Origin of the sequence: uncultured Sphingopyxis sp. (assembly GCF_900078365.1) — a bacterium.
Lineage (GTDB): Bacteria > Pseudomonadota > Alphaproteobacteria > Sphingomonadales > Sphingomonadaceae > Sphingopyxis.
The window spans coordinates 109,947-133,477 of record NZ_LT598653.1; the positions used below are offsets into that span (position 1 = coordinate 109,947).

The 23,531-nt window shown below is 66.2% G+C and carries 27 protein-coding genes; 16 read left to right on the forward strand and 11 right to left on the reverse strand.

From position 1 onward, the window contains the following. Nucleotides 1-170: 170 nt before the first annotated feature. The 3 genes from QZL87_RS00485 to rplU form a co-directional block, all read right to left on the reverse strand. A complete protein-coding gene (locus QZL87_RS00485) occupies nucleotides 171-767 on the reverse strand; it encodes a GNAT family N-acetyltransferase (protein ID WP_295322471.1) in 597 nt (198 codons plus the stop codon). Between the two features lie 236 nt (nucleotides 768-1,003). After that, entirely contained in the window at nucleotides 1,004-1,273 is a 270-nt protein-coding gene (rpmA, locus tag QZL87_RS00490; RefSeq protein ID WP_037554904.1) for a 50S ribosomal protein L27, read from the reverse strand. A gap of 50 nt (nucleotides 1,274-1,323) precedes the next feature. Then, complete coding sequence (gene rplU / locus QZL87_RS00495) at nucleotides 1,324-1,827, reverse strand: 50S ribosomal protein L21 (RefSeq protein WP_295322474.1); 504 nt, start codon at nucleotides 1,825-1,827, stop codon at nucleotides 1,324-1,326. 326 nt (nucleotides 1,828-2,153) lie between these two features. On the opposite strand from rplU, the gene QZL87_RS00500 reads away from it, so the two are divergent. Beyond that, nucleotides 2,154-2,663: a hypothetical protein gene (locus tag QZL87_RS00500; protein WP_295322477.1), complete on the forward strand. Its 510-nt coding sequence runs from the start codon at nucleotides 2,154-2,156 to the stop codon at nucleotides 2,661-2,663. A 127-nt stretch (nucleotides 2,664-2,790) separates the two neighbouring features. On the opposite strand, the gene pspF is transcribed toward QZL87_RS00500, so the two are convergent. Then, nucleotides 2,791-3,816 carry a phage shock protein operon transcriptional activator gene (gene pspF, locus QZL87_RS00505; RefSeq protein WP_295322479.1) on the reverse strand — a complete coding sequence of 342 codons (1,026 nt, stop codon included), beginning with the start codon at nucleotides 3,814-3,816 and terminating at the stop codon, nucleotides 2,791-2,793. Nucleotides 3,817-3,877: 61 nt separating this feature from the next. Between pspF and QZL87_RS00510 the strand changes: the two genes are divergently transcribed. The 10 genes from QZL87_RS00510 (at nucleotide 3,878) to QZL87_RS00555 (ending at nucleotide 7,715) form a co-directional block, all read left to right on the forward strand. Then, on the forward strand, nucleotides 3,878-4,162 hold the full coding sequence (locus QZL87_RS00510) for a hypothetical protein (RefSeq protein ID WP_295322481.1): 285 nt from the start codon (nucleotides 3,878-3,880) through the stop codon (nucleotides 4,160-4,162). 114 nt (nucleotides 4,163-4,276) lie between these two features. Beyond that, nucleotides 4,277-4,939, forward strand: coding sequence for a phage shock protein PspA (gene pspA / locus QZL87_RS00515; RefSeq protein WP_295322484.1), 663 nt, complete (start codon nucleotides 4,277-4,279; stop codon nucleotides 4,937-4,939). A 12-nt stretch (nucleotides 4,940-4,951) separates the two neighbouring features. Next, entirely contained in the window at nucleotides 4,952-5,230 is a 279-nt protein-coding gene (pspB, locus tag QZL87_RS00520; protein ID WP_295322487.1) for an envelope stress response membrane protein PspB, read from the forward strand. Between the two features lies 1 nt (nucleotide 5,231). Further along, a complete protein-coding gene (gene pspC / locus QZL87_RS00525; RefSeq protein WP_058804067.1) occupies nucleotides 5,232-5,612 on the forward strand; it encodes an envelope stress response membrane protein PspC in 381 nt (126 codons plus the stop codon). Between the two features lie 38 nt (nucleotides 5,613-5,650). Next, nucleotides 5,651-5,950: a hypothetical protein gene (locus QZL87_RS00530; protein ID WP_295322492.1), complete on the forward strand. Its 300-nt coding sequence runs from the start codon at nucleotides 5,651-5,653 to the stop codon at nucleotides 5,948-5,950. Nucleotides 5,951-5,960: 10 nt separating this feature from the next. After that, nucleotides 5,961-6,281 (forward strand): hypothetical protein, encoded by a 321-nt coding sequence (locus tag QZL87_RS00535; RefSeq protein ID WP_295322494.1) that lies wholly within the window; start codon nucleotides 5,961-5,963, stop codon nucleotides 6,279-6,281. A 13-nt stretch (nucleotides 6,282-6,294) separates the two neighbouring features. Further along, nucleotides 6,295-6,558, forward strand: a complete 264-nt coding sequence (locus QZL87_RS00540; RefSeq protein WP_037554916.1) for a hypothetical protein — start codon at nucleotides 6,295-6,297, stop codon at nucleotides 6,556-6,558. Nucleotides 6,559-6,592: 34 nt separating this feature from the next. Beyond that, nucleotides 6,593-6,853: a hypothetical protein gene (locus QZL87_RS00545; RefSeq protein ID WP_295322496.1), complete on the forward strand. Its 261-nt coding sequence runs from the start codon at nucleotides 6,593-6,595 to the stop codon at nucleotides 6,851-6,853. 23 nt (nucleotides 6,854-6,876) lie between these two features. After that, nucleotides 6,877-7,122 carry a hypothetical protein gene (locus tag QZL87_RS00550; protein ID WP_295322497.1) on the forward strand — a complete coding sequence of 82 codons (246 nt, stop codon included), beginning with the start codon at nucleotides 6,877-6,879 and terminating at the stop codon, nucleotides 7,120-7,122. A 182-nt stretch (nucleotides 7,123-7,304) separates the two neighbouring features. Continuing rightward, nucleotides 7,305-7,715, forward strand: coding sequence for a SufE family protein (locus QZL87_RS00555; protein ID WP_295322498.1), 411 nt, complete (start codon nucleotides 7,305-7,307; stop codon nucleotides 7,713-7,715). A 349-nt stretch (nucleotides 7,716-8,064) separates the two neighbouring features. Here the strand turns inward: QZL87_RS00555 and QZL87_RS00560 are convergent, their stop codons facing one another. The 6 genes from QZL87_RS00560 to QZL87_RS00585 all read right to left on the reverse strand — a co-directional run bounded on the left by QZL87_RS00560 (nucleotide 8,065) and on the right by QZL87_RS00585 (nucleotide 16,974). Beyond that, the gene (locus tag QZL87_RS00560) at nucleotides 8,065-10,587 is read right to left on the reverse strand and encodes a TonB-dependent receptor (protein ID WP_295322500.1); all 2,523 of its coding nucleotides are present in this window, start codon (nucleotides 10,585-10,587) and stop codon (nucleotides 8,065-8,067) included. Between the two features lie 271 nt (nucleotides 10,588-10,858). Then, complete coding sequence (clpX, locus tag QZL87_RS00565) at nucleotides 10,859-12,130, reverse strand: ATP-dependent Clp protease ATP-binding subunit ClpX (RefSeq protein ID WP_295322502.1); 1,272 nt, start codon at nucleotides 12,128-12,130, stop codon at nucleotides 10,859-10,861. Nucleotides 12,131-12,390: 260 nt separating this feature from the next. Continuing rightward, complete coding sequence (gene clpP, locus QZL87_RS00570) at nucleotides 12,391-13,041, reverse strand: ATP-dependent Clp endopeptidase proteolytic subunit ClpP (protein WP_295322505.1); 651 nt, start codon at nucleotides 13,039-13,041, stop codon at nucleotides 12,391-12,393. Between the two features lie 357 nt (nucleotides 13,042-13,398). Next, nucleotides 13,399-13,737, reverse strand: coding sequence for a ferredoxin FdxA (gene fdxA / locus QZL87_RS00575; protein WP_188235565.1), 339 nt, complete (start codon nucleotides 13,735-13,737; stop codon nucleotides 13,399-13,401). 173 nt (nucleotides 13,738-13,910) lie between these two features. Beyond that, a complete protein-coding gene (locus QZL87_RS00580) occupies nucleotides 13,911-14,210 on the reverse strand; it encodes an RNA-binding S4 domain-containing protein (protein ID WP_295322508.1) in 300 nt (99 codons plus the stop codon). A gap of 7 nt (nucleotides 14,211-14,217) precedes the next feature. Continuing rightward, nucleotides 14,218-16,974, reverse strand: coding sequence for a helicase-related protein (locus tag QZL87_RS00585; RefSeq protein ID WP_295322512.1), 2,757 nt, complete (start codon nucleotides 16,972-16,974; stop codon nucleotides 14,218-14,220). On the opposite strand from QZL87_RS00585, the gene QZL87_RS00590 reads away from it, so the two are divergent. The 5 genes from QZL87_RS00590 (at nucleotide 16,871) to QZL87_RS00610 (ending at nucleotide 22,822) form a co-directional block, all read left to right on the forward strand. Then, the gene (locus tag QZL87_RS00590; RefSeq protein WP_295327169.1) at nucleotides 16,871-17,167 is read left to right on the forward strand and encodes a hypothetical protein; all 297 of its coding nucleotides are present in this window, start codon (nucleotides 16,871-16,873) and stop codon (nucleotides 17,165-17,167) included. The genes QZL87_RS00585 and QZL87_RS00590 overlap by 104 nt on opposite strands. A 123-nt stretch (nucleotides 17,168-17,290) precedes the next feature. Then, nucleotides 17,291-18,832 (forward strand): M23 family metallopeptidase, encoded by a 1,542-nt coding sequence (locus QZL87_RS00595; protein ID WP_295322515.1) that lies wholly within the window; start codon nucleotides 17,291-17,293, stop codon nucleotides 18,830-18,832. 183 nt (nucleotides 18,833-19,015) lie between these two features. Next, complete coding sequence (hemB, locus tag QZL87_RS00600) at nucleotides 19,016-20,014, forward strand: porphobilinogen synthase (protein WP_295322517.1); 999 nt, start codon at nucleotides 19,016-19,018, stop codon at nucleotides 20,012-20,014. A 4-nt stretch (nucleotides 20,015-20,018) separates the two neighbouring features. Next, nucleotides 20,019-22,271: a fused MFS/spermidine synthase gene (locus QZL87_RS00605; protein ID WP_295322521.1), complete on the forward strand. Its 2,253-nt coding sequence runs from the start codon at nucleotides 20,019-20,021 to the stop codon at nucleotides 22,269-22,271. Next, nucleotides 22,268-22,822, forward strand: a complete 555-nt coding sequence (locus QZL87_RS00610) for a gamma carbonic anhydrase family protein (protein ID WP_295322524.1) — start codon at nucleotides 22,268-22,270, stop codon at nucleotides 22,820-22,822. Before QZL87_RS00605 ends, QZL87_RS00610 begins: the two co-directional genes overlap by 4 nt. A 129-nt stretch (nucleotides 22,823-22,951) precedes the next feature. Here the strand turns inward: QZL87_RS00610 and QZL87_RS00615 are convergent, their stop codons facing one another. Further along, on the reverse strand, nucleotides 22,952-23,524 hold the full coding sequence (locus tag QZL87_RS00615) for a urate hydroxylase PuuD (protein WP_295322525.1): 573 nt from the start codon (nucleotides 23,522-23,524) through the stop codon (nucleotides 22,952-22,954). Nucleotides 23,525-23,531: the final 7 nt, after the last annotated feature.

Below are 23,531 nucleotides of genomic sequence, written 5' to 3' on the forward strand. Positions count from 1 at the left end.
CCGATCGATTGCGGGCCTCTTAACATCGTCATTCCCGCGAAAGCGGGAACCCAGTTGCGACCTTTGCTCGCTGGGTTCCCGCTTTCGCGGGAATGACGAGGGTTGGTAGTCTGGAACATCTGCTCCCCACCCCAAAAGTCGATGTGCGTAGGGTCATGGAGTAAGGCGCCTCACGCCGCCATCAGCCTGATATCCTCGCGGAAATCCTCGTCCACCCCGATGCGGCTTCGCATCGGGGTGACGATAGCATCGGCATCGGCGTCGCCTTCCTCGAACAGCGCGCAGGGCGCATCGCCGCCGCGCGCGAGGCTGTAACGCTGCGCGACCTTGCCGGTCGGGCGAAAGCCCAGCTTGCGCAGCACCGCGCCCGACGCGGGATTGTCGAGGAAGTGGCCGGCGGTCAGCTTCGGCAGGTTCATCGCGCGCGCGATGTGGAGGAGCTGGCGCCCCGCCTCGGTCGCGAAACCGAGACCCCAATAGGGCCGGGCGATCCAGTAACCCATTTCGAGCTCGCCTTCGGGGCTGGGCGAAATGCCGCAGCCGCCGACGAGGCGCGGCGCGCCGCCGGTGCGCGCGAAGATCAGGAAGCGCGGCTGGTTCGGGTCGAGCGGCAGGCTCAGGAACGTCTGCGCCTCCGCCTCGCCATAGGGCCAGGGCGCGCGCGACAGGTTGCGGACCACCGCTTCCTCGCCGATCGCACGGGCGAGCGCGGGGGCATCTTCGAGCCAGCCGGGCCGCAGCAACAGTCTTTCGGTACGCGCGAACATGTTTTCAAACTCCCAATGCCTGTCGCCCTGGCGCCAGATGGTGACGCTTTGACGACATTCGATGTGGAGGGAGATGGAAGGCCCCGTTTTCGCGCCGGCCCGCTAGCACGCGGATTTCAGGCAAGAAAAAAGGGAGTCCGGGGTGACCCGTCTCCCTCTTTTCGAACCTTGTTTCCGCGTTCGCGGAAAGGACAGCTCCGGGTCATCCCTTGGTGGACGACCCTGGAAGATCGTCCTTATTCGGCGGCTTCGGCCATCATGTCGACCGAGACATATTTGCGGCCGAGCTTGCCGTCGTGGAATCGGACGCGGCCGTCCGCGGTCGCGAACAGCGTGTGGTCCTTGCCCATGCCGACGTTGGCGCCCGGGTACACCTTGGTACCGCGCTGGCGCACGATAATGTTGCCGCCGATCACTTCCTGACCGCCGAACTTCTTCACGCCAAGGCGGCGGCCGGCTGAGTCGCGACCGTTGCGCGAAGAACCGCCTGCTTTCTTATGTGCCATGACTGATGCTCCTTAATTCGTTCGGTTGAGGCCGAGCGGCGTTTCCGCGCTCAGGCGTCCTTCTTGGGGGCTGCCTTCTTGGCAGCGGGCTTCTTTTCGGCTTCGGCCTTGGGTGCAGCTTCCTTCTTGGGAGCAGCGGCCTTCTTCGGCGCAGCTTCCTTCTTGGGCGCTTCCTGGGCGGGAGCGGCCTTGGCTTCGGCGGCTGGGGCAGCCTCGGCCTTCGGCGCGGCTTCCTTCTTCGGCGCGGCCTTCTTGGCGTCGCCGACGGCGAGGATGCGCAGCAGCGTCAGCGATTGGCGGTGGCCGTTGCGGCGGCGATAATTGTGCCGGCGGCGCTTCTTGAAGACGATGACCTTTTCGCCGCGGGTCTGGGCGATGATCTCGGCCGAAACGACGAGACCCTTCGCATCCTTCACCTCGCCGCCGTCGCCGGCCAGCAGGATGTCGCCCAGCGACACGGTGTCACCGGCTTCACCCTCGATCTTCTCGACGGCGATCTTGTCTCCGGCGGCAACGCGATACTGCTTTCCGCCCGTGCGCACGATTGCGAACATGGTCTTCCATCCAATCAGAAACTAGAACACCCGCGCTGCCAGTCCCCCGCCGAAGCGGGCGATTTTTCCGGCATGCGGGAAAGTCAGCGCCACTAGCGAGCCAGGCCCGTGCTGTCAACCGCATATTTCCGCGCTTTTTATCAGTTTTTCGCGCGAGCGCGAGAATCGGCGCCAGCCCGCTCCCCACCCAGCCTCCCTACAGCGTATCCTCGATGGAAGGCTGGGTGGGGGAGCGGGCTGGCACCGCGTTCGGCGTTAGCCGAATATAGAAAAACTTCCGATTCGGCACTTGCTGCGCCACGGGCGCGACCATATCAGGGGCGGCGATGAAGCGCGTCCTTCTTTTCACCCCGTTGTTCCTGTCGCTGCCTGCCTGTGCCGCGACGCAGTCCAGTGACGGCCCCTCGCTGGCGAAGCGCGCGGTCGAGGGGCGATTCGACGTCGCGCCGCCCGCGGTCGTCATCGCGCCGCCGGGACCGCTGCCCGCCGACCTCGCCGGGCGGCTCGCGCGCTGGGAGGCGGACGCCGCCGCCGGACAGCAAGCCTTCGCCGCCGAGCGCGGCCCCGCCGCATCGCTCGTCGCCGCCGCGGCGGGCGCGCCGGTCGCTGGCGAACGCTGGGTCGTCGCGCAGCAGGCGATCTCGCGTCTCATCGCGGCGCGCGCGCCGCTCACCGCGGCGCTCGCCGACATCGACCGGCTCTATCTCGATCGCAGCGTCGCGGAGGACATCGACGGCCTGCCCGACATCTATGCGCTGCGCGACCGGCTTGCCGATCTCGCCGCGACGCAGGATGCGGTGATCGAGGCGCTGAGCGCCGGGTTGCCAAGGGGGTAGAAGGGGCGCGCCCATTTCTTCCGTTTGTGCTGAGCTTGTCGAAGCACCGTCCTTTCTTTGAACGTTGCAAAAAGAAGGACTGCCCTTCGACAAGCTCAGGGCAAACGGGTTTGGGGTTTCGCTGATGCTACTGATTCAGCCCATGCTTCTTCAGCGCGTGGCGGATCTGGTCGTAACTCAGCCCCAGCGCCTCGGCCGCGACCTTCTGGTTGAAGCGGCAGCGCGCCATCGTGTCGGCGAGGATGGTTCGTTCATAGCTGTCGACCGCTGCGCGCAGATCGCTGACCGGGCCGGTGGGTGCCGTGGTCGCCGCCGCCGGATCGGCATTCGATACGGCGGGCGCTTCGGCCTTCGCCGCCGCCTTGCGCACCGCGGGCTGCCACGGGCTCGCGAACGGATCGAAGCTCAGCGCATCGACCGGTTTCGACGGGTCGGCCCAGCGATAGATGGCGCGCTCGATGACGTTCCTCAGCTCGCGGACATTGCCCGGCCAGTCGTGTCCCTCCATCGCCGCGAGCGCGCGCGGGCCGAAGCCGGGCCATTCGTCCCAGCCGATCACCGCCGCCATGCGTGTCCCGAAATATTCGGCGAGCACCTCGATATCGCCTTCGCGCGCGCGCAGCGGGGGGAGGGTGATGACCTCGAACGACAGCCGGTCGAGCAGGTCTGCCCGGAAGCGATTCTCATCGACCAGCGCGGGCAGATGCTCGTTGGTCGCGGCGACGATCCGCACGTCGACGCGGATCGGGCGCGACGCGCCGACGCGTGTCACCTCGCCATATTCGACCGCGCGCAAGAGGCGCTCCTGCGCGCCCATCGACATCGTCGCGAGCTCGTCGAGGAACAAAGTGCCGCCGTCGGCCTCCTCGAAGCGCCCCGCGCGGCTGCGCGTCGCGCCGGTGAAGGCGCCCGCCTCGTGCCCGAACAGCTCGCTTTCGATCAGCGTCTCGGGCATCGCGGCGCAGTTCATGATGACATAGGGCTTGTCCCAGCGCGCCGACAGGCGGTGGAGGCGCTCGGCGATCAGCTCCTTGCCCGTCCCGCGCTCGCCGATCACCAGCACCGGACGGTCGAGCGCCGCGGCCATGCTCGCGCGCTCGACCGCGTCCTGAAAGGCCGCCGACTGGCCGATGAATTGCGTTTCGCGCTCCATTCCCAATCATTGGCAAATTTTCCCGCTGATTGGCAAGCCAAATCGGGCGAGACAAGGAATTGTGAGCGACATTTCCCACTTTTCTGTCATTTCCAGCAATTGGCACGGCTCGTGCAACGATTTCAGCGAACCGGCGCACAGCGCTCCGGTGCAGCAAAACAGGAAGGTTGAAACGATGAAAACGAAGATTGCCCAGGCCGCCACTTTCGCGTTCAGCGCGGTGGGTGCGCTGGCCGTCCTCGTCGGCGCGATCGACTATCCTGCCACCGCCGCCAACGCCGCCGGCCTTCCGGTCGTCGGCCTGGTCGGTGCTGCTTCGACCCCGGCGGTCAGTCCGATGGCCTGACCGGCACTGGTGCCGGGGCACTCTCCCCCCTTGCCCCGCCCCGGCACCAGCCTTTTTCAAGAACAGACATCCCCAAAAAGACATAAGGTCTCAAGTTTTCGACAGGAGTTTCAAATGGGTATTTTCTCACGAACCCGCGACATCATCGCCGCCAACGTCACCGACCTGCTCGACCGGGCCGAGGATCCGGAAAAGATGATCCGCCAGATCATCTTCGAGATGAACGAAACGCTCGTCGAAGTCCGCGCCTCCGCCGCCCGCACGATCGCGGACCAGAAGGAGATGCGCCGTCACATCGCCAAGCTCGAAAGCCTGCAGGACAGCTGGAAGGAAAAGGCCGAACTTGCGCTGTCGAAGGACCGCGAGGATCTCGCCACCGCCGCGCTGGTCGAAAAGCAGAAGGCGGGCGACATGGCCGAGCGCCTCAAGGCCGAGATCGCCGTCCTCGACGACGCGCTGACCGGCTATGAAGCCGACATCGCCAAGCTCCAGAAGAAGCTTTCGGAAGCGCGCGCGCGCCAGTCGAGCGTCGTCAATCGCCTCGAAAGCGCCGAGAATCGCTACAAGCTGCGCGAGATGACCAACGGCGACCGCGTCGAAGACGCCTTCTCGCGCTTCGAGATCCTCGAACGCCGCGTCGACGAAGCGGAGGGCCGCGCCGATGCGCTCGGCCTCGGCTACAAGAAGTCGCTCGACGAGGAGATCGCCGAGCTGCAGGCCGCCGACAAGGTCGCCGACGAGCTCGCCGCGCTGAAGGCCGCGCAGGGCAAGAAGTAAGGAGCCCGACCGATGGAAGAGATCATCATCGTCCCGATCGTCATCGGCACCCTCTTCCTCGGTCTGCCCTGGCTGATCCTCCACTACATCACCAAGTGGAAGCAGGCCAAGACGCTGACCGGGGAAGACGAACAGCTGCTCGACGAACTCTACGACACCGCACGAAGGCTCGAAAACCGCCTGCACACCGTCGAACGCATCATCAGCGCCGACCATCCCGACTTCCGCCCCGCGGTACGCAGCGATGAAGAGCTGGCGCAACTCGAAAACATGACGAACCGGAGGAACTGAGATGTCTGCCAGCCGCACCAAATTCTATCTCGACAAGCAGAACGCCAAATGGAGCGGCGTGTGCGCGGGGATCGCGGACTATAGCGGGATCGACGTGCTCTGGGTCCGCGTCGGCGCGGTGCTGCTCACGCTGATGGGGGGCTTCCCCTGGACGCTGATCGCATATTGGATGGTCGCCTGGATGGGCACGCCGAAACCCTTCGCGCTCTATGGCTCGAACGAGGAGGCGAAATTCTGGCAGGGCGTGCGCTCGAACCCCAGCGCCTCGACCCGCGACATCCGCTCGCGCTTCCGCGACATCGACCGCCGGCTCGCCGACATCGAGCAATATTATACGAGCCACAACCGCCGCCTCGCCGACGAGATCGACGCTCTCCGCTGATCGGGCCTCAGACGGAAACGGCAACAGGGAGACGATATATGAATTTCGGTGGCACCGCTTTCGTCCTCGCCATCATCGCCTTGTCGATCGGCGGCTGGATGTTCACCACCTGGGTCCGCGCCAAGCACGGCTATCCCGTCGAGAATGAATGGGGCGGCACGGTTCATCGAACCGACCCCGACGCTGATCGAAAAATCGCCCTGCTAACCGACGACAACGCCAAGCTGGCGGGGCAGGTCAGCCGGCTGGAAGAACGGATTGCGGTGCTCGAACGCATCGCGACCGAAGAGGGCGGCAAAGCGGCGCAACTCGCCGACCAGATCGACCGCCTGCGCTGAGAGGATAAGAATGATGGAACTCGAAATCCTGAACACCATCGCCCCCGTCGCCGCGATCGTCGGCCTCGCCGGGGTCGCCGGTTGGGTCTTCACCACCTGGCTGCGCGTCAAGAACGGCTATCCGCTCGAAAACAGCTGGGGCAAGGCGGTCTATCCCAAGACCAGCGACGAGGCGATGGAGCGCGTCAAGCTGATCAGCCAGGAAAACGCCCAGCTGCGCGCCGAGCTCGGCTCGGTGAAGGATCGCCTTGCGGTGATCGAGCGCATCGTCACCGACGAAAGCCACCGGGTGGCAAGCGAGATCGAGGCGCTGCGGCGTCCGGCGAACTGAGGAGACCCGAACCATGGAAGCCATCGTCATCCTTCTGATCGTCGTCGGACTGCCCGTGACGCTCGGCATCGGCTACGCGGCCTATGAGCGTCACCTGAAGTTCAAGGAACGGCAGTTCAAGGCGATCACCAACGAGACCGCCGAAAAGGCCGCCCAATATGCGGCGCACACCGAACGGCTGGAGGCGCGCGTCCGCGTTCTCGAGCGCATCGTTACCGACAAGGGAATTGATGTCGCCGACGAGATCGAAAAGCTGCGCGACGCCCCGCTCAACTGACGCAACGATAAGAGAATAGGAAAGGAACCTCCCCATGGGCCCGTTTGAAATGGTCATCGGCATCGTCCTCATTGTGACGATCGGCAGCATCATCCGCGCCAAGCACGGCATCCGCCGCGACCGCCACGGCCATGATTATGTCGTCGGCAACGACGCCGAGACCAAGGCGCTGCAGGCCGAGATCCGTGCGCTCAAGGACCGGATCCAGGTGCTCGAACGCATCGCCACCGACAACAACCGCGCGGTCACGCTCGATCAGGAAATCGAGAAGCTGCGCGACAACAGCAAAATCTGAACGCCGGTAAAGGAGCAACGCTCATGGCTTTCATCACGCCCGACTTCACCGCCGCCGCGGTCGCGCTCAGCGCGCTGAGCATCGTCAGCCTCGTCGCGCTGCGCGGCTGGCGCGACTGGATCCAGCTCAAGCGCGAGGAGCTGGCCGCGGGGCACGCGCCGCTGGCGCAGGATGCGGCAGTCCCGCACGCCGGCTCGCGGATCGAGATCGCCGACCTCAAGGAACGGCTGCGCAAATTGGAAGCGATCGCGGCGGGGGTCGATCTGTAAACCGTCGCCATGAAAAAGAACGTCGCCCCCGCAAAGGCGGGGGCCGCTGGCAGCCTTGCGCAACGCCGATAGCGGCCGCGTTCAGAGGCACGTGACTCTGAAACGCCCTTCGCGGGGGCGACGGTCAGAAGGGGCGATGCTTCCCCTTCCAACCCTTTCCAAAATCTGCCACTGCCGCCGCCATGCGCAGTCTCTCCGACATCTTCGAAGAATATGATTTTCTCGACGGCGACGATCGCTATCGCCTGCTGATCGAGCTCGGCCGCGAGCTGGAGCCGATGCCCGATGCGCTCAAGACCGACGCGACGCTGGTGCGCGGCTGCTCGGCGAGCGTCTGGGTCTATCCGGTGCCGCGCGATGACGGCCGGCTCCATTTCCTCGCCGACAGCAATGCCGCGATCACCAAGGGCATCGTCGCGCTCGTCCTCGCCGCGGTGCAGGACAAGCCGGCGCGCGAGGTCGCCGCAATGGACATCGCCGCCGCGCTCGCCCCCTTCGACCTCACGCGCCAGCTATCGTCGAACCGCACGCAGGGCGTCCCCAACATGGTCGCGCTTGTTCAGGACACCGCCCGCCGTATCGCGGCGGATTGATCCGAGAGAGGCCTGTCGGCGACGGCCATAAGGGCCGCTTCGGGGTGGTGAGCCGCCATTCGCTACCTTCGTCATTCCCGCGAAAGCGGGAACCCAGTGTGGGGTCAGCCTACGCACGCGCGGGTCCCCACTTTCGCGGGGATGACGATGTAGGAGGCCGCAATCGGCTGGTTTCGGACATTTGTCATCCCGGACTTGATCCGGGATCCATTCTTTCCACGCTGCGTGAATGGACCCCGGATCAAGTCCAGGGTGACGATAAAACATAGGTCCGCTACCAGCCGGAAGCCGTCAAAAGAAAGGGTCGCGGGAGTTGCCTCCCGCGCCCCTTTCTTGCGTTCGCCGCGGCTTAGAAGCCGAGGATGAGCGACACGCTCGCCGCGCGCGGCGGGCCGATCTGGACGAACGGCGAGCTGCTCGAGTCGAGCGAGCCGCCGAAATAGCCGACATAAAGCTCGTCGAACAGGTTGGTGATATTGAACTGCAGCGCGACGTCGCGATCGTTCCACATCTTGCCGATGTTCCACCGCACGTCGAGATCGACGAGCGTGTAACCGCCCACGGTGGCGCCGAAGATTTGCGCGCCATCGTCGAAGATGGGCAGATTCTCGTCATTCACATAACGCTTGCCGGTGTGCTTGACCTGCGCGCCGATCTCGACCGCGCCGAGGCGAACCTGGCCGCGGGCGCCGACCGAGAAGGTCGGCGAACCGCTCTCGCGCTTGCCGCCGAGCTGGATATAGGCGGGATCGCCCACGGCCGCGCAGCCGAACTGACCGGCGTCAACCGCATCCTGCGAGCAGGTGCCGTTAAGCAGGTCGTTCTTGATCTCCGATTCGGTAAGCGAACCGAAGACATAGAGCAGCGTGTCGGGCGTCGGGCGCCACGAAACCGATCCGTCGATGCCATATTTGTCGACGCGGCCCAGGTTACGGAACAGCGTCGTGTCCTGGATCGGGTCGTAGGCGGTGGCGAGGCGGTTGTCGTACATTGTGTACCAGCCGGCGAGCTGGGCCTGAATGTTGCCGCTCGACCAGCGCACGCCGAGGTCGAAGCTGTCGGTCGTTTCCGGCGCCGGGCGGACGCCCGGCGTGTTTTCCGCAAAATAGAGCGACGCATAGAGCGGGTCGGTGCCCGGCACCGACAAGCCCTTGGCATAGTTGGCGAACAGTGACGCCTTGCCGAACTTGTAGGTGAATCCGACGTTCGGCAGGATGTCGTCATATTTGTAGGTGCGCGACTGCGGCGGCGCATAGTTCGGGTTCGCCGCTTCATAGGCGGCCGTATCCTGGGTGCCGAGGCAGTCGATGAAGCCCTGACCCGCGTTGGGCGTGGTCGTGAAGCAATATTGGTTGAGTTCGCGCGTGAAGAAGGGCGCGCGGACGCCGAGGATCGCCGTCAGGTCGCCGAACTCGCCGCGATACTCGCCCGACACCTGGTGCAGGATCGCATAGGACAGGCGGTCGCGCTTGTTGAGCACGAAGCCGTCGACCGTTTCGAGCGGATCGTTGACCGGGAAGACGTCGATGGGCTCGCCGTTCAGCTGGAGCAGGTTGGTTTCGCCCGTCTGGCGATGCCGCGCGCGGTCCCAGGTATAGGCGAGGCGGACATGGTGATCGTCGTTGATGTCGTAGTTGAGCGACGCGATGACGCCATAGCGACGGGTGTTGGTCTGGCTGGGATCGAGACCGCCGACGCGGTCGTTGATGTCGCCGTCGCCGTTGAGGTCGCGACCATAATAATAGCCGCCGCCGATATAGCCGGTATAGTCGACGCCGCCGACGTTGCGGAAGCCTTCGCGCAGATCCTCGACGCCGCCGCCGTTCGCCTTCACCCACTGATAGCTCGGATCGACCGTCAGGACGAGGCTGTCGGCGAGAGTGAAGCGCGACGAGCCGCGGATATTGCCTGTGTTCGACGGATTGTAGCGGCGGTCGAACTCCACACCGCAGCCGCCGCTGGTCGCCGAATCGCTGTAATCGACGGTTGGGTCGATCGTGCAGGGATAGTTGATGTCGTAGAAGCGATCCTTGCGGGCCGTCGGGAAATCGGGCAGCTGGAACGAACCGAAGAAATTGTTGCGGTTTTCGTTATAGTGACCCGCGACCGAGACGAAGTCGCCGTTCGATCCGATCTCCTGATAGATGCGGCCGTTATACTGCTGCTTCTTGACGCGGCCGTAATTGTTGAACGGGTTATCATAGCCGGTGTAGCTCGCCGACACGAACGCCTTGGTGCCCATGCCCGTGATGTCGCCGGTGTCGATCATCAGGAAGCCGCGCATATAGGGGCGGCTGCGCTGGCGGCCGCTTGCGACGATGTCGCCATAGCTGATCGTCGTGGTGACGCCGAATTCGTTGGCGGGAACGCGGGTGCGGATGTTGATCGTGCCGCCGACCGCCGATGCGGTCGGGCTGTCGACGTCGGTGACGCCGAGGTTGACGTTGACCTGTTCCAGCACTTCGGGATCGACCTGCTGGTTGGTGTAGAGCGCGTAATTGCCCGAATCGTTGAGCGGTAGGCCGTCGAGGGTCTGTGAGATGCGGTCGGCCGAGAAGCCGCGGATCGTGAAGCCGCCGCCCGATGAACCCCACGGGTCGTTATTCTGGAAATTGACGCCGGGGACCAGATTGACGATGTCGTTGACCGTCTGGCCGGGACGCTGGCGACGGATGATCTCTTCGTCCAGAACCTGCTTCGCCTTCGGCGTGTTGGGCAGCGAGACGCCGCCCACGTCGGTGGAGGTCGTGCCGGTGACGACGATTTCGTCGTCGAAGTCGACCGAGCCGGTCGACTGGGCGAAAGCCGGCGTGGAGAGCAGCGCGACCGGAAGCAGCGCAACGCTGGCGGTGAGCGTTTGACGGAATTTCATTTCAGGATGTCCCCTTTGGTGTGCGTTCGGCAGGCGCGCGATCGGGGCGCGCCAAGACCTGCGAGCGCCCCTGAAGCCCGCATGTGGCACGATTGTGACAGCAATTGTGACAGTGCAAGCCGTGCGCGCTGCGCCGCTCGGCCGAGGATGGAAAAAGCACGGATTCGCGTGCCGTGCCGGTTTTTATCCACAGGCGCGGCTGCGTTTTTTTCTGCTACTGTTGCTGCAATGCAACATGAAGTCGCGCGCCGGCGCGGCGCGCGACTCGGGATCAGGCGGCGTCGCCCGCCGCTTCCTTGCTTTTGTCGGCATAGACGCGGACGGGATCCTTGCGGCCTTCGACGACATCCTTGTCGACGACGATCTCGACCACATCGGTGAGGTCGGGCAGGTCGAACATCGTATCGAGCAGGATCGCCTCGACGATCGAGCGCAGCCCGCGCGCACCGGTCTTGCGTTCGATCGCCTTCTTGGCGACCGCGACGAGCGCGTCGTCGGTGAAGGTCAGCGCGACTTCTTCGAGGTCGAACAGCTTCTTATACTGTTTGACCAGCGCATTCTTGGGCTCGCCGAGAATCTTGACCAGCGCGTCGACGTCGAGATCCTCGAGCGTCGCGATCACGGGCAGACGTCCGACGAATTCGGGGATCAGGCCGAATTTGAGGAGATCCTCGGGCTCGATCTGTTTGAGGACTTCGCCCGAGCGGCGCTCGTCGGGGCCGGCGACATGCGCGCCGAAACCGATCGACTTGCCCTGAAGGCGGTCGCCGATGATCTTTTCGAGGCCGCTGAACGCGCCGCCCGCGATGAACAGGATGTTCGTCGTGTCGACCTGCAGGAATTCCTGCTGCGGATGCTTGCGGCCGCCCTGCGGCGGGACGCTCGCGGTCGTGCCTTCCATCAGCTTCAGCAGCGCCTGCTGCACGCCTTCGCCCGACACGTCGCGGGTGATCGACGGATTTTCGGCCTTGCGCGAGATTTTATCGATCTCGTCGATATAGACGATGCCGCGCTGCGCCTTTTCGACATTATAGTCGCTGGCCTGCAGCAGCTTGAGGATGATGTTCTCGACATCTTCGCCGACATAGCCCGCCTCGGTCAGCGTCGTTGCGTCGGCCATGGTGAAGGGTACGTCGAGGAAACGCGCGAGCGTCTGCGCGAGCAGCGTCTTGCCGCTGCCGGTCGGGCCGACGAGCAGGATGTTCGACTTTGCGAGTTCGACATCGTCGCCGCGGCCGCTGTTCGCGAGGCGCTTGTAATGATTGTGCACCGCGACCGACAGCACGCGCTTGGCGGTGTTCTGGCCGATGACATAGGCGTCGAGATGCTGGCAGATTTCAAGCGGGGTCGGTACCGCGCCGTCCTTGCGCGCGGCGACGCCGCCCTTGATCTCTTCGCGGATGATGTCGTTGCACAGCTCGACGCATTCGTCGCAGATGAACACGGTCGGCCCGGCAATCAGCTTGCGGACTTCGTGCTGCGACTTGCCGCAGAAGGAGCAATAGAGGGTGCTCTTGCTGTCCGAGCCACTCAATTTCGTCATAAATCTTCCTATGGCGGGCCCAAAAGGGGCGGCGCCGTCCTTATCCTAGCCCCCGGTCACCCAATTACAATATGGCAATTGGGTGACATCGGTTCAATGTTCCGCCTAGCGCCAAGGCGCCAAGCGAGCGTCAAGAAACAGGGTTACCAAGAGTCCTTGCTTTGGCGTACGGCGCCGGCGCGCTCCCCCTCCCAGCCTCCCGACACGGTATCCTATGGGAGGCTGGGAGGGGGAGCGGGCCGGCGCCGTGCGCTAACGAATCAGGGTGTCGGACCCTCGCTCACATCCTTCGGCGCGTCGTCGCCGGGCAGGCCCGGGCGGCGGTCGTAGACATGATCGACGATACCGAATTCCTTGGCCTCGTCGGCTTCGAGGAAGGTGTCGCGGTCCATCGCCTTTTCGATCTCTTTCAGCGACTTGCCCGTATATTTGACATAGAGGTCGTTCATCCGCTTCTTGATGCGCAGGATTTCCTTGGCCTGGATCTCGATGTCCGACGCCATGCCGCGCGCGCCGCCCGACGGCTGGTGGACCATCACGCGCGCATTGGTCAGCGCGACACGCATCCCGGGCTCGCCCGCCGCGAGCAGGAAGCTGCCCATCGACGCCGCCTGGCCGATGCAGACGGTGCCGACGCGCGGGCGGATATATTGCATCGTGTCGTGGATCGCCATGCCCGCCGTGACGACGCCGCCCGGCGAGTTGATGTACATATAGATGTCCTTCTTCGGATTTTCCGATTCGAGGAACAGGAGCTGAGCGACGATCAGCGAGGCCATATTGTCCTCGACCTCGCCGGTGACGAAGACGATCCGTTCGCGCAGCAGGCGCGAGAAAATGTCGAAGCTGCGTTCGCCGCGGCTCGTCTGCTCGACGACGACGGGAACAAGGGCGGCGAGCGGGTCGATCATGGAATAGAGTCCTTATATTTTCCGGGTTGCCACGCCGAGGACCGGCGGGCTCCCCCTTCGGTGACCTACATCGGCGGCAAGGCGGAGCGTTTCAAGGGGGCAAATCATGGGGGACGGTTGATGGTGGTAGCGTGGGTGGGTGGCGGTGGATCGATCCTCCCTGTGGCGAAGCCATGGGGAGGTGGCAGCGGCGCAGCCGCTGACGGAGGGGCTGTGGCGCGACATCGCTGGCCCCTCCACCATTCGCTTCGCGAACGGTCCCCCTCCCCATGGCTTCGCCACAGGGAGGATTAAGGGTCACTCTCGCCAAAAAATAAGGGGCGGGAAAGTCCCGCCCCGCTGTCTCGCATCAAGCGATTAGTCGCCTTCGCCCGGTTCGGGCGAGAAATATTTTTCGAACTTGCCTTCGACGCCCTTATATTCGTCGGCGTCGGCGGGGCTGTCCTTCTTGACCGTGATGTTCGGCCATTCGGCGCTGAACTTGCTGTTGACCTCGAGCCATTTTTCGAGGCCGCTCTCGGTGTCGGGCAGGATCGCCTCGGCGGGGCATTCGGGTTCGCACACGCCGCAGTCGATGCACTCGTTCGGATTGATGACGAGCATATTCTCGCCCTCGTAGAAACAGTCGACGGGGCACACCTCGACGCAGTCCATATATTTGCACCGGACGCAGGCATCGGTGACGACATAGGTCATGGGTATTCGCTCCCTTGGTCGGCGGCACCCTTGCCGTCCGGACAATGAATGCCCCCGCCTCTAAGCCGCGCGAATGTTACGCGTCAACGCAAAGCGACAGTTGCGAATCACTCTCACTCGATAGGGAAAAGCGCGCGCTTTGGGGGGACAGCTTTTCCTCGCCCGCCGATAGTTCAGCTGGAGGGGGCGGAGGCTTCCGAATCGAGCCGGACGTAGCAGGCCTGCGCTTCAGGCGCCGGGCCGCGGCGCAGCGGGAGGGTCAGGAGGCGGATCACCTCGATGCGCTCGCCGACCGGCAGCACCAATGTCGCGCCGGCGTGGACCGCGCAGGACGAGCGGGTGACGCGCCGCCCGTCGAGCCGGATATGCCCCGCCGCCACCATCGCCTGCGCGATGCTGCGCGAGCGGGCGAAACGCAGGAACCACAGCAGCTTGTCGAGCCGGATGCTTCCTGCGGCGCCGGGGCTTGCCATAAGCGCGTCAGTCCTTGCGCGCGTCCGCGAGCAGCGCGGCCAGCCCCGCGAACGGGCTGTTCGGCGAGGGGCCGCGACGCTCGGGACGCGGCGGGCGCGGGGCGTCGGGGCGTGGCTTGCCCGGCTTGCCGCGCTTGCCCTTCGCTTGGGTCGCGGGCGGGCGGCGCGCGGTGCCATTGACCGCGGCGCGCGGTGCGCTGTCGCTGCTCTTGCGATCCCTCTTGCGGCGCGGGCGCTTGTCGGCGGCCTTGCGCAGCCCCGACCAGCGCCAGCGGTGCAGCGCCGGATCGCCGACGGCGCGAAAGCCGAAGCTGCCGAGCAGCGCGCGGCGCGTTTCCTCGTCGAGCCCGAGCGAGGTGGCGAGCGCGGGGTCGATCGCGAAACCCGGCGGCGCGGCGCTGTGCGCTTGCTCCTCGCCCTGATCGTCGTGGTGATGCTCGTCGCTGCCCGCGACCGGCGAGGTCGGCGGCGCCGCCGCCTGCATGCGTGCGGCGTGCGCCTGTCGTGCCAGCTTTTCGGCCATGTCGATCCGCAGCCAGCCCGACGCGCAGCGGCGGAAACCCGCGATGGCGAGGCCCGCCTGATGGCCGTTCTTTTGCAGCACCGCGCCGTGCGGCGGCAGCGCGGGGACGGGCGTGCCCTGCTGCGCGGCGGTCAGCGCGGCGCGCCAGCGCACCGCCTCGGGCTTGAGCAGCAGCGGATGGAAAATATCGAGCGAGCCGATGGTGAAGCCGAGCTTGCGCAGCTGCGGGCGCTCGTCGGGCGTCAGCGCGTTCAGCTGCTCCTCGACTGCCGCGCGGCCGATCGTGCCGCTGTTGTCGGTGAGCGCGGCGAGCAGCGCGCGGACGCGCGGCGGGGTGAAGAGGTCGCCCGCCGCCTCGCCCATCGCGGCGAGCGGGCCGGCGTGGCGCGCGAGCTGCGCGGCGACGAAGCGCTGGAGCCGCTCGGCGATCGCCTGCACCTGCGCGGGCTCGAGGCGGCGGAGCGACGGATCGATCTGGATCGCGGGCTGAACCAGCGTCGGGCCCCGCGCCAGCGTTGCGACGACATGTCCGTGCCAGGCGAGGCGCGGCGCGGTGCCGGGCTCGGCGACGAGCGAGAGCGCGGTATCCTCACCCTCGGCGAGCGCGGTCGCGCGGCGCGCCAGCTCGGCGCGCAGATGCTTTTCGGCGGCCGCGAGCAGCAACCGGTGGTCGCTCGCCCTGGCGACCGGGTCGACCTTGAACTGAAACCCTTTGAGCGTGCCGATCGCTTCGCCATCGACCGCGACGGTGCCGTCGGCGCCGACCGCGACCGGCAGCGCGGTGCCGCGTTGCCCCGCGTCGCGCAGCAGCAGCGCGAGACGCCGGTCGACGAAGCGCTGCGCGAGCGCGGCGTGCAAGGCGTCTGACAGCCGCGATTCGAGCGCCTGCGCCTGCTCGGTCCAGCCCGCCGCGCCGGCGATCCAGTCGCCGCGCTGCGCGATGAAACAGAGCGTGCGAACGGCGGCGATGCGGCTCGCGAGCTGGTCGATGTCGCCCTCGACATCGTCGAGCCGCGCGAGGCGCCGCGCGAACCAGTCGGGATCGATCATCCCGTCGCCGCTCGTGCGCCATTGCCAGAGCTTCAGCACGGTGCGGCTGTGATGCTCGGCGCCCAATTGCTCGAAATCGGGCAGGCCGCAGACGTCCCAAAGCCGTTCGACGGCATCGAAATCTCCGCCGCGCGCGCGCACTTCCATGTCGCCCGCCAGATGCTTGAGCACCGCGATGTCGACCGCCTCGGGCGCGGCGCGCAGCATCGGCTGGCTGGGCGGCTGCGCCAGATCGGCCAGAAGCTGGTCGAGCGAGCCGAAACGCGGCGTCGGATTGCGCCAGAACAGGCTGGCGAGCGGCGGGAAATGATGGCCTTCGATCGCGTGGATTTCCTCGGGCGTGAAGCCGCCTTGCGGCAGGCCGACGGTGCCGAAGCTGCCGTCCTGCTGGTGGCGTCCGGCGCGTCCGGCGATCTGCGCCATTTCCGAAATCGTCAAGCGCCGCAGGCGCCGTCCGTCGAACTTCTGCAGGCTCGCAAAGGCGACATGCTGGACGTCGAGGTTGAGCCCCATGCCGATCGCGTCGGTCGCGACCAGATAGTCGACCTCGCCCGCCTCGAACATCGCGACCTGGGCGTTGCGCGTCTTGGGGCTCAATGCGCCCATCACCACCGCGGCTCCCCCCGAAAAGCGGCGCAGCATTTCGGCGATCGCATAGACCTCCTCGGCCGAGAAGGCGACGACCGCCGAGCGTTTGGGCAGGCGCGACAGCTTCGACGATCCGGCATAGCTCAGCGTCGAGAAGCGCGGGCGGGTGATGATCTCGGCCTCGGGGACGAGGCCGCGGACGAGGGTCTTGATGCTCGCCGAGCCGAGAATCATCGTTTCCTCGCGCCCGCGCGCGCGCAGCAGCCGGTCGGTGAAGACATGGCCGCGTTCGGGATCGGCGCCGAGCTGCGCCTCGTCGATGCCGACGAAGGCGACGTCGCGGGTGACCGGCAGCGCCTCCATCGTGCCGAGCAGATAGCGCGCCTCGGGCGGCATGATCCGCTCCTCGCCGGTGATCAACCCGACCTCGGCCGCGCCCTTGATCGCCACGACGCGGTCGTAGACCTCGCGCGCGAGCAGGCGCAGCGGAAAGCCGATCATGCCGCTCGAATGGGCGGTCAGGCGCTCGACCGCCAAATGGGTTTTGCCGGTGTTGGTGGGGCCAAGGACAGCCTTGACCGGCTGGGAAGAGGAAGAGGTCATTTTCTTGGAAGCCAAGCTGGCATGGGCGCGGGCCGCGCGCAACAGCCGATCGTCGAATGGCCGAGATTTCGGTTCCGTTCACCGTCCTTTTCCATCCGTCATCCCGGCCTTCGCCGGGATGACGAGGTGGCTTGCAAAATATCCCGGCCCCGCCACGCCTCGCCGCAATGCACCGGCGCAAATCGGCCATTAAATTGACTTTAACGGTCTTTCTTTACAGACAGGCCCTCGAAAACATCATTCGGCGGCTTAGGGGAGGGCCCATCCGCCGAGCGGGGGTTGCACTTTGTTTCAGCGTCACGAACCCATTGCGGGGATGTCGGGCAACGCGGCCGCGCTCGCGATGTCGCAAGCGATCCCGCTGCGGCAGGGCGATTCCGGCGCGCAGCCGCAGCTCGGCTGGCGCGACCGGCTGGCGCAGCTCGACCTTGTCCCCGACCTTGGCAGCAATATCGGCTCGGCCGAATGGTGGCGCGGGCTCGCGACATTAACCCTGCTTTGCGGCGCCGCGATCGCGACCTTCCCGGGCGTCCAGCCGCTCGCGGTCGGTGCGCCCGCACTCGATGCCGCCGATTTCAACGAAGCGCGCGGCCAGATGATCGTGCCGCTGGCCTTCGGCGGCGACACCGGGCGCCACATGGCGGCGACCGACGCCGTCCGTCCGCTCGCCCAGACCCCCGAACGGCCGCAGATCGAACTCACCGCCACCCTCGGGCGCGGCGACAGCTTCGCGCGCCTGCTCGAACGCTCGGGCGTCGGCAGCCGCGAGGCGCAGGCGCTGGCGACCCGCGTGGCGGACGCGGTTCCGCTCGCCGACATCGCGCCGGGCACGCGCATCGACCTGATCCTCGGCCGCCGCGCCGCGCGCACCATGCCGCGCCCGGTCGAGGCGCTTGCGATGCGCGCGCGCTTCGACCTCCGCATCGAAATGGAGCGGATCGGCGGCCAGCTCGTCATGCGGCGCATCCCGATCGCGGTCGATGCGACCCCGCTGCGTATTCGCGGAAAGGTCGGCGACAGCCTCTATCGCTCGGCGCGCGCCGCGGGCGCGCCGCCCGAGGCGATCCAGTCCTATCTGCGCGTCATCGGCCGCCAGATTTCGGTCAGCCGCGATATTCGCAGCAGCGACGAGTTCGACATCATCGTCGACTATCGCCGTGCCGAAACGGGCGAGAGCGAGACGGGCAAGCTGCTCTACGCCGGGCTGATTCGCGGCGGAAAGCCCAAACTCTCGATGCTCGAATGGACGGCCGACGGCCGCGCCCAGTGGTTCGAGGCGTCGGGCGTCGGGCAGCAGCGCGGCGGCATGATGCGGCCGACGCGCGGCCGGGTCACCTCGACCTTCGGGATGCGGCGCCATCCGATCCTCGGCTACAAGCGCATGCACAGCGGCATCGATTTCGGCGGCGGCTATGGCGCGCCCATCCATGCGGTGAGCGACGGTGTGGTGACCATCGCCGGGCGCCACGGCGGCTTCGGCAATTATGTGAAGCTCAATCACGGCAAGGGCCTCGGCACCGGCTACGGCCATATGAGCCGCATCGCGGTGCGGTCGGGCCAGCGCGTCCGTCGCGGGCAGGTGATCGGCTATATCGGCTCGAGCGGCCTTTCGACGGGCCCGCACCTCCATTACGAGCTCTATCGCAACGGCCGCGCGGTCAATCCGTCGTCGGTGACCTTCGTCACCCGGGCGCAACTCGAAGGCAAGGCGCTCGCCGCCTTCCGCGCGCGCATCCGCGAACTGACCTCGGTCGCGCCGGGCGCCGCGCTGGCCCCCATCGCGCCGAAGCAGGTCGAGGGGCCGAAACTCGGCAGCCTCGCCGATGTGGCGTCGAAGCGGGCTGGGGACGGGATTTGAAGGGTTTACGCCCTCCCCTTCAGGGGAGGGCAGCGAGACTTGGCAGCTTGCTGCCTAGTCGCAGCGGGTGGGGGCCATCGGCCTTGCGCAATGTCGCGAGCCCCCACCCCAACCCCTCCCCTGAAGGGGAGGGGCTTTAGAAGAACCATTTGCCCCGCGCCCGCACCCCGCTATGCACCCCGCATGACCCAAGCCGCTTTCCCCGACCTGCGCCTGCGCCGCACCCGCCGCACCGGCTGGAGCCGCGCGATGGTGCGCGAAACGCATCTTTCGCCCGCGAACCTCATCTGGCCGCTCTTCGTCTGCGACGGTGCGGACGCCGAAGAACCGGTCGCAAGCCTTCCCGGCGTGTCGCGCTGGTCGGTCGATCTGCTCGTGGAGCGCGCAAGGGACGCGGTCGCCGCGGGCATCCCGTGCCTCGCGCTCTTTCCCTATACGCAGGCCGACCGGCGCAGCGCGAATGGCGGCGAGGCGCTCAATCCCGATAACCTGATGTGCCGCGCCACCGCCGCGATCAAGCAGGCGCTCGGCGACGACATCGGCATCCTCACCGACGTCGCGCTCGACCCCTATACCAGCCACGGGCAGGACGGGCTGATCGATGATGCGGGCTATGTGCTCAACGACGAAACGGTCGAGATGCTGGTCGGGCAGGCGCTCAATCAGGCGCGCGCGGGCGCCGACATCATCGCGCCTTCGGACATGATGGACGGCCGTATCGGCGCGATCCGGCAGGCGCTCGAGGCCGAAGGCTTCGGCCATGTCCAGATCATGAGCTATGCCGCCAAATATGCCTCGGCCTTCTATGGCCCCTTCCGCGACGCGGTCGGCTCGCGCGGATTGCTCAAGGGCGACAAGAAGACCTATCAGATGGACCCCGCGAACAGCGAGGAAGCCTTGCGCGAAGTCGCGCAGGATCTCGCCGAGGGCGCCGACAGCGTGATGGTGAAGCCCGGGCTGCCCTATCTCGACATCGTACGCGCGGTGAAGGACAATTTCGCGGTGCCGGTCTACGCCTATCAGGTGTCGGGCGAATATGCGATGATCGAGGCCGCGGCGGCGGCGGGCGCGGGCGAGCGCGACGGACTCGTCCTCGAAACATTGCTCGCCTTCCGCCGCGCGGGCGCGTCGGGGGTGCTCAGCTATCATGCGCTCCACGCGGCGCGGCTGCTCGGCGCCTGATTTCGTGAGCGAAACCGCATCGCCGCGGCGCTGGCTGTTCGTGCTGACGATCCTCGTCGGCAGCTTCCTCCTCTTCCTCGTTCAGCCGATGGTCGCGCGGATGGTGCTGCCCCGGCTGGGCGGCGCACCGATGGTGTGGAACAGCGCGATGCTCGTCTATCAGGCGCTGCTGCTCGGCGGTTACGCCTATGCGCACTGGCTCGGCCGCTTCACCGTGCGGCGGCAGGCGATGATCCATGTCGCCCTGTTCCTCGCCGCCGCCTTGTGGCTTCCGATCGGCATCGCCGAGATCGCGCCGCCCGGACCGGGGCAAGAGGCTTTGTGGGTGCCGCTGCTGCTGCTCGCGTCGATCGGCCCCGTCTTCTTCGTCGTCTCGGCGCAGGCGCCGCTGATGCAGCGCTGGTTCGCCGCCGACGCGGGGGCGGGCGATCCCTATTATCTCTATGCCGCGTCGAATCTCGGCAGCTTTGCCGGGCTCATCAGCTATCCCGCGCTCGTCGAGCCGGCGATGCCGCTCGCGGCGCAAAGCTGGAGCTGGACCGCGGGCTATGCGCTGCTCGTCCTGCTCGTCGCCGGCGCGGCGGCGGCGCGCTGGCACGGCGGCGCCGAAGCGCACGCCGATGGCGCCGGTGAGCCCGCGCCGACGCTGCGCCGGCAGCTCCACTGGCTGCTGATCGCCGCGGTGCCGTCGGGGCTGATGCTGTCGACGACGACGCACCTCACCACCGACATCGTCGCGATGCCCTTGCTCTGGGTGCTGCCGCTCGGCCTCTATCTCCTGAGCTTCGTCATCGCCTTTTCGACGTTCACGCGCGCGACGCAGATCATCACCTTGCTCGCTCCGGTCGTGCTGCTCGCGGTTGGCGGGCTCGGACTCTTGAGCTCGGGCGGCGGGTCGATGATGGTCGCGCTCGCCAGCCTCGCGATGCTTTTCACCGTCGCGGTCGCGCTCCACGGCTATCTCTATCATCTCCGTCCGGTCGCGCGGCATCTGACGCTTTTCTATCTGATCATGTCGGCGGGCGGGGTGCTCGGCGGGCTGTTCGCGGCGCTGTTTGCGCCGCTGATCTTCGACTGGGTTTACGAGCATCCGCTGCTGATCCTCGCCGCCGCGATGCTGCTGCCGCTACCCGCGCTTCTCCCATGGGACAAATGGCTGGGGCTCGAGGCGAAGACGACGCGCGCCGTCACGGTCGTGCTTGTCCTGATCGCGGCCTTTGCGAGCTGGCACATGGTGGATCAGTGGACCGGCCGGCTCGACGGCGCGGTGACGGGTTGGGGCATCGCGATCTTCGTGATCGGCATGCTCGTCATCGGCTGGCGCTGGTCCTACGTCTCCGTGCTCGCGCTCTTGATGATCGGGGTCGGGGGCTGGGACACGATCCAGGAAAGCTTCACCGGCGCGCGCGTGCGCAGCTATTTCGGCGTCTATACCGTCACCGACTATCCCGAGACGAACCAGCGCCGCCTCGCGCACGGCACGACGCTCCACGGGCTCCAGCGCACTGACGCCGAACACCGGCGCGATCCCACGACCTATTACGGGCCGCAGTCGGGGGTCGGGCTGACGCTGGACAAGGCCGAGGCGCTCGCGGGCCCCGGCGCGTCGATCGGCATCGTCGGGCTGGGGGCGGGGACGCTCGCTTGTTACCGCCAGCCGGGGCAGGACTGGACGATCTTCGAGATCGACCCGGTGATGGTCGGCATCGCGCGCGATCCCGCCAAATTCACTTTCATCGCTGACTGCGCGCCCGACACGCCGATCGTTATCGGCGACGCGCGGCTGCAGATCGCGGAACAGCCGGCGGCCCGCTTCGACATCATCGTCATCGACGCCTTTTCGTCGGACGCGATCCCGCTCCATCTGCTGACGAAGGAAGCGATCGGCATCTATGCGCGCGCACTGAAACCCGATGGCATCTTGCTCATCCACATCTCGAACCGCTTCTTCGGGCTCGAACCGGTGCTCGCCGCCGAAGCGAAAGCGCGCGGCTGGACCGCGGCGATCCGCATGGACCCCGGCCCCGTCGGCGACGAATATGGCGACCTGACGGGCTCGAACTGGGTCGCGCTCACCGCGACGCCCGAACGGATGCGGGAGTTGACCGGCGGGCTCCGCCCGCGCAAGGATTCCCGCGAAGACGGCGCCTGGGTGCCGATCGAGGCGCGCGCCGGCTTCACCCGCTGGACCGACGATTATGCCTCGACGCTGCCGGTCCTGATCTGGAAGAATATCATCGGAGGCCGCGACGAATGACATATCGGGACGTCAGCATCATCAGCGTCAATGGCAAGACGCCGCGGATCGACCCCAGCGCCTTCATCGCGCCCGGCTGCCGCATCATCGGCGACGTGACGATCGGTCCCGATGTCAGCATCTGGTATAATTGCGTGCTGCGCGCCGATGTCAGCCATATCGTCGTCGGCGCACGGTCGAACATCCAGGACGGCAGCGTTGTCCATTGCGACGGACCGATGCCGCATCACCCCGAAGGCTTTCCGACGATCATCGGCGAGGATGTGCTGATCGGACATCTCGCGATGGTGCATGGCTGCACGCTGGCGGATCGGGCCTTCGTCGGCCTGAAGGCGACGGTGATGAACGGGTGCCGCATCGGCAGCGACGCGATGCTCGCGGCGGGCGCGCTGCTCACAGAGAATAAGGAAATTCCGGACCGCGAACTCTGGGCCGGATCGCCCGCGCGGCGCGTGCGCGAGATCGGCGATGCCCAGGCGGCGGGCATGCAGATGGGCGTCGCGCATTATGTGATGAACGGCCGCATGCACAAGGCGGCGGTGGAGGAGTAAGCTGATATCCTCTCCCGCAAGCGGAGGGGCAGCGAGACTTGGAAGCTTGCTTCCTAGTCGCAGCGGGGTGGGCCCTTGCGACGTCGCTGCCCACCCCCAACTCCTCCCGCAAGCGGGAGGGGAGCGAATTTAGCTGAAATTCACCATCGCATAGAGCATCGGGATCGACAGCAAGGTGTTGACTCGCGAAAAGATCATCGCGGTCCGCGCGGCCTTCGCCTTCGCCGCATCGTCGGCCTCGACGATCCCCAGCGCCTTCTTCTGGTTCGGCCAGATCAGGAACCAGACGTTGAACGCCATGATCAGCCCCAGCCACATGCCGGCGCCGATCAGCTTATAGGGATCCTGCAGTCCCAGCGCGGGCACGAGATATTTTGCATGACCCGCGATTCCGATCCCCAGCAGCACGGTGGCGAGCGCCGCCCAGCGGAACCAGAAGAGCGCGGCGGGCGCGATATGCTTTGATACGCCGGCTTTCAGCTCGGCCGGGATCTTCGGCATCGTCGGCATCTGGACGAAGTTGAAATAATAAAGCAGCCCGATCCACAGCACACCGAAGAAGGTGTGAAGCCAGCGCATGATCGCATTGCCCGCGGCGATCCCGTCCTCGAAATTCTGGCCGTTGAGGCAGAGCATCAGGACGATCGCCAGCACCAGCCCAGCGCCCAGAACGGCGTGCAGATTTCCGAAAAACTTGTCCATGGCAATT

Coding starts and splice junctions, on each gene's coding strand:
- QZL87_RS00500 (WP_295322477.1), top strand. CDS start 2,154: ATGAAGCGCGTCCTTCTTTTCACCCCGTTGTTCCTGTCGCTGCCTGCC.
- hemB (WP_295322517.1), top strand. CDS start 19,016: ATGACCCAAGCCGCTTTCCCCGACCTGCGCCTGCGCCGCACCCGCCGC.
- QZL87_RS00615 (WP_295322525.1), bottom strand. CDS start 23,524: ATGGACAAGTTTTTCGGAAATCTGCACGCCGTTCTGGGCGCTGGGCTG.
- QZL87_RS00610 (WP_295322524.1), top strand. CDS start 22,268: ATGACATATCGGGACGTCAGCATCATCAGCGTCAATGGCAAGACGCCG.
- pspA (WP_295322484.1), top strand. CDS start 4,277: ATGGGTATTTTCTCACGAACCCGCGACATCATCGCCGCCAACGTCACC.
- clpX (WP_295322502.1), bottom strand. CDS start 12,130: ATGACGAAATTGAGTGGCTCGGACAGCAAGAGCACCCTCTATTGCTCC.
- QZL87_RS00530 (WP_295322492.1), top strand. CDS start 5,651: ATGAATTTCGGTGGCACCGCTTTCGTCCTCGCCATCATCGCCTTGTCG.
- QZL87_RS00555 (WP_295322498.1), top strand. CDS start 7,305: ATGCGCAGTCTCTCCGACATCTTCGAAGAATATGATTTTCTCGACGGC.
- QZL87_RS00595 (WP_295322515.1), top strand. CDS start 17,291: ATGTCGGGCAACGCGGCCGCGCTCGCGATGTCGCAAGCGATCCCGCTG.
- QZL87_RS00545 (WP_295322496.1), top strand. CDS start 6,593: ATGGGCCCGTTTGAAATGGTCATCGGCATCGTCCTCATTGTGACGATC.
- QZL87_RS00585 (WP_295322512.1), bottom strand. CDS start 16,974: ATGACCTCTTCCTCTTCCCAGCCGGTCAAGGCTGTCCTTGGCCCCACC.
- QZL87_RS00590 (WP_295327169.1), top strand. CDS start 16,871: ATGCCGCTCGAATGGGCGGTCAGGCGCTCGACCGCCAAATGGGTTTTG.
- fdxA (WP_188235565.1), bottom strand. CDS start 13,737: ATGACCTATGTCGTCACCGATGCCTGCGTCCGGTGCAAATATATGGAC.
- QZL87_RS00560 (WP_295322500.1), bottom strand. CDS start 10,587: ATGAAATTCCGTCAAACGCTCACCGCCAGCGTTGCGCTGCTTCCGGTC.
- rpmA (WP_037554904.1), bottom strand. CDS start 1,273: ATGGCACATAAGAAAGCAGGCGGTTCTTCGCGCAACGGTCGCGACTCA.
- pspB (WP_295322487.1), top strand. CDS start 4,952: ATGGAAGAGATCATCATCGTCCCGATCGTCATCGGCACCCTCTTCCTC.
- QZL87_RS00540 (WP_037554916.1), top strand. CDS start 6,295: ATGGAAGCCATCGTCATCCTTCTGATCGTCGTCGGACTGCCCGTGACG.
- pspF (WP_295322479.1), bottom strand. CDS start 3,816: ATGGAGCGCGAAACGCAATTCATCGGCCAGTCGGCGGCCTTTCAGGAC.
- QZL87_RS00580 (WP_295322508.1), bottom strand. CDS start 14,210: ATGGCAAGCCCCGGCGCCGCAGGAAGCATCCGGCTCGACAAGCTGCTG.
- clpP (WP_295322505.1), bottom strand. CDS start 13,041: ATGATCGACCCGCTCGCCGCCCTTGTTCCCGTCGTCGTCGAGCAGACG.
- rplU (WP_295322474.1), bottom strand. CDS start 1,827: ATGTTCGCAATCGTGCGCACGGGCGGAAAGCAGTATCGCGTTGCCGCC.
- QZL87_RS00550 (WP_295322497.1), top strand. CDS start 6,877: ATGGCTTTCATCACGCCCGACTTCACCGCCGCCGCGGTCGCGCTCAGC.
- QZL87_RS00535 (WP_295322494.1), top strand. CDS start 5,961: ATGATGGAACTCGAAATCCTGAACACCATCGCCCCCGTCGCCGCGATC.
- QZL87_RS00485 (WP_295322471.1), bottom strand. CDS start 767: ATGTTCGCGCGTACCGAAAGACTGTTGCTGCGGCCCGGCTGGCTCGAA.
- pspC (WP_058804067.1), top strand. CDS start 5,232: ATGTCTGCCAGCCGCACCAAATTCTATCTCGACAAGCAGAACGCCAAA.